Source organism: Pseudomonas sp. S1_E05, from assembly GCF_056337105.1.
The window spans coordinates 919350-932545 of sequence record NZ_JBFRHM010000001.1; the positions used below are offsets into that span (position 1 = coordinate 919350).

The 13196-nt window shown below is 61.3% G+C and carries 15 protein-coding genes; 6 read left to right on the top strand and 9 right to left on the bottom strand.

The features are described from left to right. Positions 1-10: 10 nt before the first annotated feature. On the bottom strand, positions 11-1168 hold the full coding sequence (locus tag AB4N33_RS04320) for an efflux RND transporter periplasmic adaptor subunit (RefSeq protein WP_476456539.1): 1158 nt from the start codon (positions 1166-1168) through the stop codon (positions 11-13). A gap of 293 nt (positions 1169-1461) precedes the next feature. On the opposite strand from AB4N33_RS04320, the gene AB4N33_RS04325 reads away from it, so the two are divergent. The 3 genes from AB4N33_RS04325 to AB4N33_RS04335 all read left to right on the top strand — a co-directional run bounded on the left by AB4N33_RS04325 (position 1462) and on the right by AB4N33_RS04335 (position 3854). Beyond that, a complete protein-coding gene (locus AB4N33_RS04325; RefSeq protein WP_460123438.1) occupies positions 1462-2163 on the top strand; it encodes a response regulator in 702 nt (233 codons plus the stop codon). Between the two features lie 4 nt (positions 2164-2167). Next, positions 2168-3469 (top strand): ATP-binding protein, encoded by a 1302-nt coding sequence (locus tag AB4N33_RS04330; RefSeq protein ID WP_460123440.1) that lies wholly within the window; start codon positions 2168-2170, stop codon positions 3467-3469. 106 nt (positions 3470-3575) lie between these two features. Further along, entirely contained in the window at positions 3576-3854 is a 279-nt protein-coding gene (locus AB4N33_RS04335) for a hypothetical protein (RefSeq protein ID WP_460123444.1), read from the top strand. A 36-nt stretch (positions 3855-3890) separates the two neighbouring features. Here AB4N33_RS04335 and AB4N33_RS04340 read toward each other — a convergent pair whose 3' ends face one another. The 7 genes from AB4N33_RS04340 to AB4N33_RS04370 all read right to left on the bottom strand — a co-directional run bounded on the left by AB4N33_RS04340 (position 3891) and on the right by AB4N33_RS04370 (position 9001). Further along, a complete protein-coding gene (locus AB4N33_RS04340) occupies positions 3891-4658 on the bottom strand; it encodes an anti-sigma factor family protein (RefSeq protein ID WP_460123447.1) in 768 nt (255 codons plus the stop codon). Next, positions 4655-5152 (bottom strand): RNA polymerase sigma factor, encoded by a 498-nt coding sequence (locus tag AB4N33_RS04345; RefSeq protein ID WP_460123450.1) that lies wholly within the window; start codon positions 5150-5152, stop codon positions 4655-4657. Before AB4N33_RS04345 ends, AB4N33_RS04340 begins: the two co-directional genes overlap by 4 nt. Positions 5153-5198: 46 nt before the next feature. Further along, positions 5199-5729 (bottom strand): tetratricopeptide repeat protein, encoded by a 531-nt coding sequence (locus AB4N33_RS04350; protein WP_460123453.1) that lies wholly within the window; start codon positions 5727-5729, stop codon positions 5199-5201. Positions 5730-6045: 316 nt separating this feature from the next. Further along, positions 6046-6999 carry a D-2-hydroxyacid dehydrogenase family protein gene (locus AB4N33_RS04355; protein ID WP_476456540.1) on the bottom strand — a complete coding sequence of 318 codons (954 nt, stop codon included), beginning with the start codon at positions 6997-6999 and terminating at the stop codon, positions 6046-6048. A 13-nt stretch (positions 7000-7012) separates the two neighbouring features. Further along, positions 7013-8035 carry an alpha/beta fold hydrolase gene (locus tag AB4N33_RS04360; RefSeq protein WP_476456541.1) on the bottom strand — a complete coding sequence of 341 codons (1023 nt, stop codon included), beginning with the start codon at positions 8033-8035 and terminating at the stop codon, positions 7013-7015. Positions 8036-8120: 85 nt separating this feature from the next. After that, complete coding sequence (locus tag AB4N33_RS04365) at positions 8121-8555, bottom strand: YqaA family protein (protein ID WP_476456542.1); 435 nt, start codon at positions 8553-8555, stop codon at positions 8121-8123. After that, positions 8555-9001, bottom strand: a complete 447-nt coding sequence (locus AB4N33_RS04370) for a DUF411 domain-containing protein (RefSeq protein ID WP_476456543.1) — start codon at positions 8999-9001, stop codon at positions 8555-8557. The genes AB4N33_RS04365 and AB4N33_RS04370 overlap by 1 nt, the downstream gene beginning before the upstream one ends. A 336-nt stretch (positions 9002-9337) precedes the next feature. Here AB4N33_RS04370 and AB4N33_RS04375 point away from each other — a divergent pair, with 336 nt between their 5' ends. Both AB4N33_RS04375 and AB4N33_RS04380 read left to right on the top strand, forming a co-directional pair. Further along, positions 9338-9868: a hypothetical protein gene (locus AB4N33_RS04375; RefSeq protein WP_460123465.1), complete on the top strand. Its 531-nt coding sequence runs from the start codon at positions 9338-9340 to the stop codon at positions 9866-9868. Positions 9869-10005: 137 nt separating this feature from the next. Further along, positions 10006-10194 carry a hypothetical protein gene (locus AB4N33_RS04380; RefSeq protein WP_460123468.1) on the top strand — a complete coding sequence of 63 codons (189 nt, stop codon included), beginning with the start codon at positions 10006-10008 and terminating at the stop codon, positions 10192-10194. Between the two features lie 18 nt (positions 10195-10212). Here AB4N33_RS04380 and AB4N33_RS04385 read toward each other — a convergent pair whose 3' ends face one another. Then, positions 10213-10584 (bottom strand): fe2+ zn2+ uptake regulation protein, encoded by a 372-nt coding sequence (locus AB4N33_RS04385; protein WP_460123471.1) that lies wholly within the window; start codon positions 10582-10584, stop codon positions 10213-10215. 251 nt (positions 10585-10835) lie between these two features. On the opposite strand from AB4N33_RS04385, the gene pvdQ reads away from it, so the two are divergent. After that, the gene (pvdQ, locus tag AB4N33_RS04390; protein WP_476456544.1) at positions 10836-13172 is read left to right on the top strand and encodes a bifunctional acylase PvdQ; all 2337 of its coding nucleotides are present in this window, start codon (positions 10836-10838) and stop codon (positions 13170-13172) included. The last annotated feature ends 24 nt before the right edge of the window (positions 13173-13196 follow it).

Below are 13196 nucleotides of genomic sequence, written 5' to 3' on the forward strand. Positions count from 1 at the left end.
AGCGTCCTGCTTACTGGCCAGTGACCTGGGCAAGTGGAAGAGGGGAGTCGTCGATCTGCACCTTGTCGCCAGGCTTGGCGTGTTGCAGCCCTTCGACGACGATACGGTCGCCCGGCTTGAGGCCGGCGGTGACGATCCAGCGATCGTTCTGCACAGCGCCGAGTTCGATCGGTTGCTGGCCAACCCGCTGCTCGGCATCGAGCAGCAACACCTGGGCGATCCCGGCGCTGTCACGCTGGATGGCCCGTTGCGGCACGCTGATGCCCTGCTGGTTGACGGCTTGCTCCAGGCGCACGCGAACGAAACTGCCTGGCAGCAGGTCGAGGTCCGGGTTGGGGAATTCGCTGCGCAGGATGATCTGGCCAGTGCCGGGGTCGACGGTGATGTCGGTGAACAGCAACTTGCCGGGCAATGGGTACGCACTGCCGTCATCCTGGATCAGCGTGGCCCGGGCTTCGCCCTGGCCGACTTCCTTCAGTTGCCCGGAGCGAAAGGCCCGGCGCAGGTCGTTGAGTTCGCGGGTCGATTGAGTGAGGTCGGCATGGATGGGGTTCAGTTGCTGGATCAGGGCCAGTGGCGTGGTTTCGTTCTGCCCCACCAGTGCGCCTTCGGTGACCAGCGCCCGGCCGATGCGCCCGGAAATCGGTGCGGTGACGGTGGCGTAGCCAAGGTTGAGTTTGGCCCGCTCAACCGCTGCCTTGTTGGCGGCGACTTCGGCAGCGGTTTGTCGTGCGGCCGCGCGGGCGTTGTCGTACTCCTGGCCGCTGATGGCCTTATCTTCGATCAACTGGGCGTAGCGTTGCTCTTGCAGGCGCGCCTGGAAGGCGTTGGCCTCGGCCTTGCGCAGCTCGGCTTCGGCGCTGTCCAGATCGGCCTTGAACGGCGCCGGGTCGATGCGAAACAGCACGTCGCCCTTCTTCACATCGCTGCCTTCGCGGAACACGCGCTGCAACACCACGCCGGCCACCCGGGCGCGGACTTCGGCGATGCGTGGCGCGGCAATTCGCCCACTCAGTTCGCTGGTGATCGACAGTGGCCGGGCTTCGAGGGTTTCGATACGCACGCTGGCCAGTGGCGCCTCTGCCTCGGCGGTCGAGGCCCGGTCGCACGCACTGAGCGTCAACGCCAGGGCCAGCAGGCTCAGCCTGGCAAGCAGGTTCTTGGACATGTAAATACCCCAATAATGAGCCCCGCATCCTACGGGGAGCTGGCGAGGGTAGCGGTGAAGCTTTGTAGGTGCTGTGTGAAATTGTGTAAGGGTTTTAGTCAGGGACGAGTGAGGGCGTATATCCTTTACGGCTTGGAATTGATTGTGCCTGGGCTGGCCCCATCGCGGGCAAGCCCGCTCCTACAGAGTTTTGTGTTGTTCACAAATCACATGAACACCACCGAACCTGTGGGAGCGGGCTTGCCCGCGATAGCGATTTACCCGGCACCCCCGCACCCCTTTGGAAACACCCCATGCCCAACATTCTCCTGGTCGAAGACGACAGCGCGCTCTCCGAACTGATTGCCAGCTACCTGGAACGCAACGGCTACTGCGTCAGCGTCATCAGCCGCGGCGACCACGTGCGCGAGCGGGCGCGCGTCGATCCGCCGGACCTGGTGATCCTCGACCTGATGCTGCCGGGGCTCGACGGCTTGCAGGTCTGCCGCTTGCTGCGCGCCGATTCGGCGACGCTGCCGATCCTGATGCTCACCGCTCGCGACGACAGTCACGACCAGGTGCTGGGCCTGGAAATGGGCGCCGATGACTACGTCACCAAACCCTGCGAGCCCCGCGTGTTGCTGGCCCGCGTGCGCACCTTGCTGCGCCGCAGCAGTCTCAGTGAACCGCAGACCGCCAACGACCGCATCCTCATGGGCAACCTGTGCATCGACCTGTCCGAACGCACCGTGAGCTGGCGCGGGCATCTGGTGGAATTGTCCAGCGGCGAATACAACCTGCTGGTGGTGCTGGCGCGTCATGCCGGCGAAGTGCTCAGCCGTGACCAGATTCTGCAACGCCTGCGCGGCATCGAATTCAACGGCACCGACCGCTCGGTGGACGTGGCGATCTCCAAGCTGCGGCGAAAGTTCGACGACCACGCCGGCGAGGCGCGCAAGATCAAGACGGTGTGGGGCAAGGGTTACCTGTTCAGCCGTTCCGAGTGGGAATGCTGACACGATGTTCAGAATCCTCTTCCGCTTGTACCTGGTGACAATCGTGTCCTATAGCGCCGCGATTTACCTGGTGCCGGACGTGGTGGTCAAGGTGTTCCAGGAACGCTTTCTCACCTACAACCTCGATTACTCCCGTGGCCTGCAATCGCTGATGGTCAGGCAGTTCAAGAGCGTGCCCGAGTCCGAATGGCCGGCGCTGGCGGCCGAGATGGACAAGCAGTTCGAACCGCTGCACATCGTCCTCAGTTCCATCGACGACGACAGCCTGACCCAGGCCGAGCAGAAGCGTTTGCAGCGTGGCGAAAACGTGGTGCGGGTCGGCGACTGGGGGTGGCGCACGCTGGCGGTGGCGCCGCTCAATGCGCACCGCGTGGTGCAAATGGTCGTGCCGCCGGATCCGATGGACGTCAGCCTGTTGTACTGGAGCATCAACGTCCTGATCGGCGCGACCATGCTCGCGTGCCTGCTGGTGTGGTTGCGCGCGCACTGGCATGACCTTGAACGCCTCAAGGCAACGGCGGAGCGCTTCGGCAAAGGCCACTTGAGCGAGCGCACGCAGATCGCCGCCAGGTCCAACATCGGCAGTCTGGCCAATGTCTTCGACACCATGGCCGGCGACATCGAGAGCTTGCTCAATCAGCAGCGCGATTTGTTGAACGCGGTGTCCCACGAATTGCGCACGCCTTTGACGCGCCTGGATTTCGGCCTGGCGCTGGCACTGTCCGACGACTTGCCAGCCGCCAGTCGCGAGCGCTTGCAAGGCTTGATTGCCCACATCCGCGAGCTGGATGAGCTGGTGCTGGAATTGCTGTCCTACAGCCGGCTGCAAAACCCTGTGCGCCTGCTGGAACGGGTCGAGGTGGCGCTGGACGAGTTCATCGACAGTATTCTGGGCAGCATCGACGAGGAGCTGGAATCGCCACAAATCGTCATCGACGTGATGCTGCACGGGCAGCTCGAACGCTTCCTTCTCGACCCGCGCCTGACCGCCCGGGCGATTCAGAACCTGCTGCGCAATGCCATGCGTTATTGCGAGAAGCACATCAAGGTCGGCGTGCAGGTGTGTCCCAAAGGCTGTGAAATCTGGGTCGACGATGACGGCATCGGCATTCCGGACGATGATCGCGAGCGCATCTTCGAACCGTTCTATCGCCTGGACCGCAGTCGTGACCGGGCGACGGGCGGCTTTGGACTTGGGCTTGCGATCAGCCGTCGGGCACTGGAAGTGCAGGGTGGCACCCTGACGGTCGAAGCGTCGCCGTTAGGTGGCGCACGGTTCCGCCTGTGGTTGCCGGCGCCTGTCTGATTGTTCCCTGACCTGTCAAACCTGACAGTAGCCACAAGGACCTTTTAGGCGTTTCATGACCCTTCGCCGTCGGGCTTGCACAGCTGCGTACGGCAGGAGGGTGGAAATGGGAGCACTGATAATAAAACGACACGCCGAAGGCACGATCAGTGCGATCCGGCATGTCAGGGTAGATGACCTGTCGACGCAGTTCGCCATCGTCATGTCCAGGGACGGCTACCCCAGGATGGCTGTACGCATCGGGCACAACATTACCGCGCAGGGTGAGGACTATTTCCTCGTCGGCGACCGGGTCAGTTACACGGTCCTGATGGAAGACGGGGCGGGCGAGTTCCCCAGGGCCCTGGACCTGCGCAAGTTCAGTGACGATGGCAACACCGGCTGAAAGCCGGCGCAGGCCCGTTGCCGCCGAGGCCGGCGCTCACGCATTGAGTCGGCTCTTCAACAGTTTGGCCATCTCTTCGAGTTCCGGTGCCGGGTTACGCCCGATCAGCATCCAGGCGTGCTCCATGTCCGCCCAATACACCACGTTCATGCCATGCCGGCGCTCGTGGGCAAAGTGGCGACTGCCGGTGTTGGACAGCGTGACGCATAACGCCAGGGCTCCGTGGGCCGGATCCAGGTAGGTAATCTGGGCGATGGGCACGCCGTCGTATTCCAGGATCTGCGCACGCCTGAGCTGCGCCCTGGGCAGGGCCAGTTGCGCGGGCGACAGGTTCACGCCAAGGCGTGCATCGATCGTGCGCAGTTGCGCACCATGGGAGAGGTCATCGACGGGCAGGTGTTCCAGGGTCTGCGGCACATACATCGACATGTAATCGGCGACCAGACCCCGCCAGTTGTGTTTGACCTGAGTGGCGCGCCAACCCAGGTACAGGCGGTCTGCAAGGACGCCGCCGAGCACCAGGCTGGCCGCGGCTGCCAGAAACCAGCGCCTGCTCACCGGCGGCCGGGCGGGGGCCGGCAAGGTGTCGAGCATCGCCTGCAGGCGATCCACCGGCGCCTGAGTCGCCAGTTCGTCATAGGCCTGGCAGAACGGCAGGCTGCTGCGGTCCAGCCATTGCAGGCGCAGGTTGAGTGTCGAGTCTTCAGCGATGGCCGCCTCGACGCGGTTGCGCTGGTCGGTGTCGAGCTCATCATCGAGGTACGCCACCAGTTGCTCGTCCGATGGTCGTGCACGTTCGTTCATCGACGTTCTCCGGTGGAAGGGTTCGGTACCGCCTGCAAGGGCGGGTACTCGGCCAGTTTTGCCCGGGCGGCGGCCAGGCGGCTCATGACTGTGCCAATGGGGACATCCAGCACCTGCGCCACTTCGCGGTAGGACAAGCCCTCTACATAGGCCAGAAACACGGTTTCGCGCTGGGCTTCGGGCAGTGCATCGACGCGCCGGATCACCTGCGAGGCGAGCACGTGGGTCAGGGCGGCGTGCTCGCCATCGAACGCCGGGACGTGATCGACGTCCACCTGGCCGAGCCCCTGGCGCACCCGGCGCGAGCGCACTTCGTTGAGCCAGATCGAATGCAGGATGGTCATCAGCCAGTGATCCATGCGGGTACCCGGAACAAACTGCCCGGCACGTTCGAGCGCCCGCACGCAGGTCGCCTGCACCAGGTCCTCGGCGACATGCCGCTGGCGAGACAACAGCAGGCCGTAGCGCCATAAACGCGCCAGGTGCTGGCCCAACTCTGCTCGTATTGCCTGATCGCTGGCGATAGCGACCTCCGTTGTTTCAAGTCTTTGATGCGCCCTGAATGGTTTCGGCCAGGTCCCGGTATTCTTCGCAGGTGTTGCCGCAGATCGACTGGATGAGCTGCAACTGCTGCTGCGCAAGGTCCAACCGCCCCTTGATCACATACGCTTCACCGAGGTATTCACGCACTTGCGCGTACTGTGGATCGAGCTTTACCGATTGTAGGTAATATTTGATGCCTTCGTCGGTGCGTCCCAGTTTTCGAGTGGCATAGCCGCGATAGTTCAGGGCCTTGGCGGTGTTCGGGTTTTCAAGTGTATCGAGCAATGCCAGGGCTTCCCCATAACGGCCGTCCTTGGCCAGGCGATAAGCGTAGTCGGTACGGTCGGCGTCCGGAACGAGGCGGCTGGTTTGCAGCACGCACCGCTGTGACTTGCTGTCCCAGACCTGGCCTTTGGGGCAATTGGGCTTTGCCGGCTCATTGTCATCGCCGTTGGCCAGGGCGAGGGTGCTGCACAAGGCGACGGCGAGCAGCAACTGGGTGGTGAAAACGGCTAGACGGACGTTCATGCAGGGAGTCTCCGCAGCGGATCAGGGTTCTGAACCATGAACACCGCACAGGGAGATTTTATTCGATGGCCCGCCTGCGCGGTGTTCTTGCCTCCATCGCGAGCAAGCTCGCTCCTACAGGGTTTTGTGTCGACTGCACATCCTGCGGCTTGCCCGGCCCATTGTGGGAGCGGGCTTGCCCGCGATGGTCGTCAACGATGATGAGGGCTGCCTGATGCCCCGCGTTGTCTGGGCCTCCATCGCGAGCATGCTCGCTCCTACAGAGGGGGGCGGATTAGCTGTGTGCGAGCTTGCTCGCGATGAAGCCGACGCGGTGTCAGGCCAGGAGGCGGATAGGCGTCCCCGCCGACCACGCCTGGATGTCTTCGATCATCTGCGAAAAGAACTGCTGATAGTTCTGCTGGCTGACATAACCGACATGGGGGGTGGCCAACACATTGTCCAGCGTGCGAAACGGGTGATGCTCGGGCAAGGGCTCCTGCTCGAACACATCCAGCGCCGCGCCGGCCAGGCGTTTTTTCTGCAAGGCCTTGATCAGTGCTGCTTCGTCGACAATCGGTCCGCGTGCGGTGTTGACCAGCAGCGCCGTCGGCTTCATCCAGCCCAGCGCCTGGGCATCGACCAACCCACGGCTGCGGTCGCTGAGCACCAGATGCACGGACAGGATGTCAGCCTGTTCGAACAATTCCTGCTGGCTGACGTAGGTCACGCCCACCTGCGCCGCGCGTTCGGCGGTGAGGTTTTCGCTCCAGGCGATCACCCGCATGCCGAACACCTGGCCGAACTGTGCGACCCGTTGACCGATGCTGCCAAGGCCGAGAATCGCCAGGGTCTTGCCGTGCAGGTCACCGCCCAGGCCTTGTTGCCATTTCCCGGCGCGCAGGGCGTTGGCTTCCTGCACCAGATTGCGGGTGGCGGCCATGATCAGCGCCCACGTCAGTTCCGGCGCGGCGTGTTTGTAGCTGTCCGTGCCGCTGACTTGGATGCCCAAGGCGGCTGCAGCTTGCAGGTCGAGGGCGGCATTGCGCATGCCGCCAGTCACCAGCAGCTTGAGTTTCGGCAGACGGCGCAGCAACGCCTCGTCGAATCGGGTGCGCTCGCGCATCACACAGATCACTGCAAAGTCAGCCAGGCGCTGGGCCAATGTGTCGGTGTCGGCGGGGTAATCATGGAGGAAACTGACCTGGCCAATCGGCTCCAGCACCGACCAATCCACAACGCCGCTCGCCACGTCCTGCCAGTCATCGAGCACTGCAATCTGCATAGCCATCAGCTTTACCTCATCAACGAACAGGGTGGGTTTTGTCCAGCCAGGCCAGCAGGGCCTCGTGAAATTTAGCGGGCTCTTCCATCTGTGGCGCATGGCCCATGCCGGGGAACTCCACCAGCGTGGACTGCGGGATCAGCTTCGCCACTTGCTTGCCAAGTACGTCGTAGTGGCCGAGTTTACCCTTGACCTCGGGCGAGGCGATGTCGCTGCCGATGGCCGTGGTGTCGGACGTGCCGATCAACAGCAGCGTCGGCATCTTCAGGTCCTTGAGCTCGTAGTACACCGGCTGGGTGAAGATCATGTCGTAGATCAGCGCCGAGTTCCAGGCCACTTGCTGGTGTCCCGGGCCTTTATTCAGGCCGGCGAGCATGTCGACCCAGCGATCGAATTCGGGTTTCCAGCGACCGTCGTAGTAAGTCTTGCGTTCGTAGTTGCGAATGCCTTCGGCGGTGAGCTTCAGCTCGCGCTCATACCATTGATCCACGGTCCGGTAAGGCACACCAAGGGCTTTCCAGTCTTCCAGGCCAATGGGGTTGACCAGCGCCAGTTGTTCCACCTGATCAGGGTATTGCAGGGCATAGCGGGTGGCGAGCATACCGCCGGTGGAATGCCCCAGCAGGCTGGCTTTCTGGATGCCCAGGGCCTTGAGCAGTTGCTGGGTGTTGGCCGCCAGTTGCTGGAAGCTGTACTGGTAGTGGTCCGGTTTGCTGGAGGTGCAAAAACCGATCTGGTCCGGTGCGATCACGCGGTAACCGGCGTCGCTCAGGGCCTTGATCGAGGTCTCCCACGTGGCGCCGCAGAAGTTCTTGCCGTGCATGAGCACGACGCTCTGGCCATTGGCCTTGCCATTGGCGGCGACATCCATGTAGCCCATCTGCAGGGATTTGCCTTGGGACTCAAAGGCAAAATGCTTGACCGTATAAGGGTATTGGAAACCTTGCAGCTCGGGCCCGTAGGCCGGACCTTCGGCGGCGAAGGTGGGCAGGGCGGCAGTCAGCAGCAGGCCGGGCAGCCAGCGGGAGAGGGCGAGGGGCATGGGAACACTCCAGAAGAAATCGGCCGATGCTGGCTCGGCCTGATTAGGGCGACATTAAACACAGGCAATGGCGGCGAGCGATGGTTCAACTCATCCAGCCCATCGTTGCGAGGGCCAGCACGGTGTAGCGCGCGCCTTTGGCAAGGGTCACGATCAACAGAAAACGGCCGATCGGTTCACGCATCACCCCGGCGACAAGCGTCAGCGGATCACCGATGATCGGCACCCAGCTCAGCAGCAGTGACCAGTGACCGTAACGCTGATATTGGGTGCGGGCTTTTTCCAGATGCGCCGGGCTGACCGGAAACCAGCGGCGGTCGCGAAAGCGTTCGACGCCGCGTCCCAGCCACCAGTTGAGCAGCGAGCCCAGAACGTTTCCCAGGGTCGCCACGGCCAGCAACGTCCAAAGCCAATAACGCTCGCTCAGCAACAACCCCACCAGCACCGCCTCGGACTGCAACGGCAATAGAGTCGCCGCGCCGAAAGCGGCGAAAAACAGCCCGAGGTAGGCACCGGACATCAACGGGCAGGGTAATCCGCCACAACCACGTCAGAACCGTCTTTTTTCAGGCCGATCACCTGATAGGCGTCGCTCATCCCGTCCATTTCCATGCCGGGCGAGCCCATGGGCATGCCGGGAGCGGCGACACCCAGCAAGTCGTCTCGCTTGCTCAAGGCCAGCACTTGATCGGCGGGGACATGCCCTTCGACGAATTTGCCGTTGATCAACCCGGTGTGGCAGGACGCCAGGCGAGGGGGGACGCCGTGTTGTCGCTTGAAACTGCTCATGTCGCTTTCGACGTGGTCTTCGACCTTGAAGCCGTTGTCTTGCAGGTGGCTGATCCATTTTTTACAGCAGCCACAATTGGCGTCGCGGTGAACCTCGATGGGAATCAGTTCGGCCGCCTGGGCGAATGAAGAGATAAACAGGGCGCTCAGGGCGAGCAGGCGCAATGGGGTTCGCATGGAGGATCTCGTCTCGGGTGGCGGGGCCAACATTCTGAGCTTTTTGTCAGATGACACCGGGAGAAATTGTATCGAAGTGATGCTGCGAGGGAAGGTGTCTGGCTTGATACACATCAAACGAATGTGTCAGGAAATGAAAAAACTTTGGTTTAGTCCAATTATCCAAAAGTGTTATAGGCCATTAAATCAGGAGGTCTGGCGCTTTGTATCTGAAATGTACGAAAATTGTAAAAACTTGAAATGTAATTTGTGTAGCGCTTCCTGGGCCCGGATACTCCGTGCACCCAACTTGTTTAAACAAGGACTTTTTATGATCGTCGCTCAAGGATCCTGGTCATGACTATCGGCTATACCGGCGCATGGAGTTCCAAGGCGGGCCTGCTTGTTCAGGACACCGGCACCACCACCAAACCTGTGTCCCAGAGCGTCAAGGTCAAGCAGATGCTGGCGTTGGTGGGCAACAATCCAAACGCGCTGGATACAGCGAAGATGGACAAGTTGAAACTTCACAAGCAGATCAAGGGTTTTGATCCCGAAAACGTGACAGCCAAGTCGCTGGGCAACCTGACGACCTTCCTGAAAGATAACGGCCTGATCACCGATGTGACGGCGGTGACCCTGAGCAACGCGGGTGACAAGTTCGATCGCTTCGGCATTCCGAAAGATCCGGAAGCCAGCTTTAACGCCCTTGAATATTTTGCCACCCAACTGGACAGCATCCAGAACAACAATATGAAGGGCAACAAGTACGCCAACTACTTGATCCCCGAATACAAGAAGGCCATCTACGTTCTGCAGAACCTGGCCTCCTACGGCAAAGGCAACGGCTCGACACCTACCGATAAAAACATGTCCGCCAAAGCGTAAACCGACCTGTAGGGGCGAGCACGCTCCTACAGGAAGCATGCAGAAATTTTGCGATGCGGCCCTGTCCTCATAGGCTGTAACATGAACGCCCGCTTGCAGCGGCGTATCCGCTGCATGTCTTGTTTTGAGGAAAGGTAATGACCCAGTCGCAACGTTTGAAGTATTCACTCCTGATCGCCCTGGTGGTCCTGGCGATCATGTTTGGCCTGTCGTACTTGCAGAATGCCGGCATCATCAGCGAAAAGCTGTTCCAGTACATCGCCATTGGCGTGGCGGTGATCGTGGTCGTCATCAACGGCGTGATGCGTCGCAAGGTCAAACTCTGAGCGACGTCCTCGCCGTGATTACTCGCCGTGCAGGATGGCGGCAGCCGTTGGGTGAAGGCTGTAGCTTTTGTCCTCGTTGAGCACAATGACACCTTCGCTGCACAGGCGCTTCAACACTTCACGCACGCTGAGGAAAGACAGGGGAATGTCCAGGTCTACCAGCGTGCTGTGCACACCTCGAACCCCCAGGGTGTGATCGTGATCGGCTGCGTTGAGCAAGGCGTCAATCACCTTCAGGCGTATCAGACTGGTGCGCAGCCCAAAGCTCTTGAGCACCACGCGAATACGCTCATTGCCGTTTTTTTCCGTGCGCGGGTCGAACAGGCGTGGCCCCAGGGTTGTGTGCAGGGGCGCGGTACCACCGTCCGTTGGCAGTTGCGAGTTGTACATGCGAAAACTCCTATTCAGAGCCTGGACCGGAATGAATGTTTGGGTGCTCTTATCAATTAGGACGAACGAGCCACTCGAATCATGAAGAACCCGATGTAGAAATTTTGTTGGCGCTGCGTCGCAAACCCGTGAAGTCCTGCAAAATCGACCTGCGGCGCTGTAAATTTTTCCTGTCGATTTCGTTCCTGTAGTCAGGCCTTTTGCGTGTTGGCACGCCAGGCTCGACCTTCGTTTTTCGATCAGGAGCGCGTGTGATCATTACCAGCCCATTCACCCGATTGAGTCTCGCCGCCGTGATGGTGGTCTTGAGCCTCGAGGCAAACGCGCGCACCCAGCCGGACCCGGCAACGGCCGACATCCGTCGCACCAGTTTTGGTGTGCCGCACATTCGCGCGGACAACGAACGCGGTCTCGGCTACGGCATCGGTTATGCCTACGCCCAGGACAATCTGTGCCTGCTGGCCAATGAAGTCGTCACGGTGAATGGCGAACGTTCACGCTATTTCGGTGCGCAGCAGTTCACGGTCGAGGAACGCGAAAACCAGGTGAGCGACGTGTTTTTCAACTGGCTGAACACATCGCAGGCGGTCGATGCTTTTTGGCAGTCGCAACCCGGCGAAGTCCGCGACCTGATGCAAGGTTATGTGGCCGGCTACAACCGTTCGCTGAAAGAGCGTCGCGCGCGAGGGCTGCCGCAACAATGCCAAGGCGAATGGGTGCGGGATATCAGCGTCCAGGACCTCGTCAAACTGACCCGTCGCCTGTTGGTCGAAGGCGGTATCGGGCAGTTTGCCGAAGCGCTGGCCGGCGCCATGCCACCCAAGACCGTCGCCCGCAATGCGGGCGCGTCGGCGTCGTTCCACCTCGCCGATCGACGTATCCAGCGTTTCGCGCTCGACCGTGGCAGCAACGCGGTGGCCGTGGGCAGTGAGCGCTCGTTCAACGGGCGCGGCATGTTGTTGGCCAACCCGCATTTCCCGTGGGTCGGTGGCATGCGCTTCTATCAGATGCACCTGACCATTCCCGGCAAACTGGACGTGATGGGCGCCGCGTTGCCTGGCCTGCCGATGATCAATATCGGCTTCAATCAGCACCTGGCCTGGACCCACACCGTGGATTCGTCCAAGCATTTCACCTTGTATCGCCTGCAACTGGATCCCAAGGATCCGACCCGTTACCTGCTCGATGGCCAATCCGTGCCAATGCAACAGCAGACCGTCACGGTGCAGGCCAGGCAGCCGGACGGGCAGATCCGCGCGGTTTCGCGCGTGGTGTACAGCTCGCAGTTCGGCCCGATCGTGCAATGGCCTGGAAAGCTCGATTGGAACGATCAATTCGCCTACAGCCTGCGTGACGCCAATCTGGACAACGATCGCGTGTTGCAGCAGTGGTATGCGATGAATCGGGCGACCAGCCTCCCGCAATTGCAGGACTCGGTGCGCAAGATACAGGGCATCCCGTGGGTCAACACCCTGGCGGCGGACGACCAGGGGCAGACGTTGTACATGAACTTGTCGGTGGTGCCGAACGTCAATGCGGCCAAATTGGCGCAGTGCAGCGATCCACGGATCGGCTTGCAGATAATTGTGCTCGATGGTTCCAACAGCGCCTGCGCCTGGGACATCGACCCCGCCGCCGCGCAAAAGGGCATTTACGCCGCTGAGCAGATGCCACAACTGCTGCGCAAGGATTTCGTCCAGCATTCCAACGATTCGGCGTGGATGGCCAACCCGGCGCAACCGCTCACCGGTTTCTCGCCGTTGATCAGCCAGGACGGCCAGCCACTGGGCTTGCGTTCACGCTTCGCGCTGGCCCGTCTGGCCGCGCTGCAAAAGGGTGGCCCGATAGGGCCTGTAGACCTGCAACACATGGTGATGGATGACCAGGTGTATCAAGCCGGGCAGGTCATGCCCGATCTGTTACGGTTCTGTGAGCGGGAGCTGGGCAGCGATGCACCGACGTTGGAGGCGTTGTGCAGCAGCCTCAAGACGTGGGACCGCCACGCCAACCTGGACAGCGGCCTGGGCTTCGTGCATTTCCAGAACCTGATGGCCGCGTTGCAGGAGGTGCCCGACGTCTGGCGGGTGGCGTTCGATGCAACGGATCCACAAAACACTCCGCGTGGATTGGCCTTGGATCGACCTGAAGTGGCGAATGCGCTGCGCGAGGCGATGTTGACGTCGGCGCAGCAGGTCAAGGCCTCGGGCCTTGATGCTGACAGCCGCTGGGGCGATATCCAGGTGGTCAGCAGTGGCGGCCAGCAGACGCCGATTCACGGTGGTCCGGGCGCACTGGGCGTGTACAACGCCATCCAGAGCGTGCCACGTAGCGACGGTAAACGTGAGGTGGTCAGTGGCACCAGCTACCTGCAGATCGTCACCTTCGACGACAACGGCCCGCAAGCCAAGGGGCTGCTGGCATTCTCGCTGTCCAGCGACCCGACATCAACATTCGCCAACGATCAGACCCTGGCATTTTCGAAGAAGCAACTGAGCGTACTGCCATTCACCGAACAGCAGATTACCGCCGACCCGCAGTATCAAGCGCAGACGATCCGCGAGCAGGATGACAACGTGGCAAAACAGTAAGGGAAAGCGTGACACGAGGAAGGC

Bases quoted from the DNA above. Each gene is read 5' to 3' on its own strand.
- AB4N33_RS04320 (WP_476456539.1), bottom strand. From the start codon at position 1,168: ATGTCCAAGAACCTGCTTGCCAGGCTGAGCCTGCTGGCCCTGGCGTTG.
- AB4N33_RS04325 (WP_460123438.1), top strand. From the start codon at position 1,462: ATGCCCAACATTCTCCTGGTCGAAGACGACAGCGCGCTCTCCGAACTG.
- AB4N33_RS04330 (WP_460123440.1), top strand. From the start codon at position 2,168: ATGTTCAGAATCCTCTTCCGCTTGTACCTGGTGACAATCGTGTCCTAT.
- AB4N33_RS04335 (WP_460123444.1), top strand. From the start codon at position 3,576: ATGGGAGCACTGATAATAAAACGACACGCCGAAGGCACGATCAGTGCG.
- AB4N33_RS04340 (WP_460123447.1), bottom strand. From the start codon at position 4,658: ATGAACGAACGTGCACGACCATCGGACGAGCAACTGGTGGCGTACCTC.
- AB4N33_RS04350 (WP_460123453.1), bottom strand. From the start codon at position 5,729: ATGAACGTCCGTCTAGCCGTTTTCACCACCCAGTTGCTGCTCGCCGTC.
- AB4N33_RS04355 (WP_476456540.1), bottom strand. From the start codon at position 6,999: ATGGCTATGCAGATTGCAGTGCTCGATGACTGGCAGGACGTGGCGAGC.
- AB4N33_RS04360 (WP_476456541.1), bottom strand. From the start codon at position 8,035: ATGCCCCTCGCCCTCTCCCGCTGGCTGCCCGGCCTGCTGCTGACTGCC.
- AB4N33_RS04365 (WP_476456542.1), bottom strand. From the start codon at position 8,555: ATGTCCGGTGCCTACCTCGGGCTGTTTTTCGCCGCTTTCGGCGCGGCG.
- AB4N33_RS04370 (WP_476456543.1), bottom strand. From the start codon at position 9,001: ATGCGAACCCCATTGCGCCTGCTCGCCCTGAGCGCCCTGTTTATCTCT.
- AB4N33_RS04375 (WP_460123465.1), top strand. From the start codon at position 9,338: ATGACTATCGGCTATACCGGCGCATGGAGTTCCAAGGCGGGCCTGCTT.
- AB4N33_RS04380 (WP_460123468.1), top strand. From the start codon at position 10,006: ATGACCCAGTCGCAACGTTTGAAGTATTCACTCCTGATCGCCCTGGTG.
- AB4N33_RS04385 (WP_460123471.1), bottom strand. From the start codon at position 10,584: ATGTACAACTCGCAACTGCCAACGGACGGTGGTACCGCGCCCCTGCAC.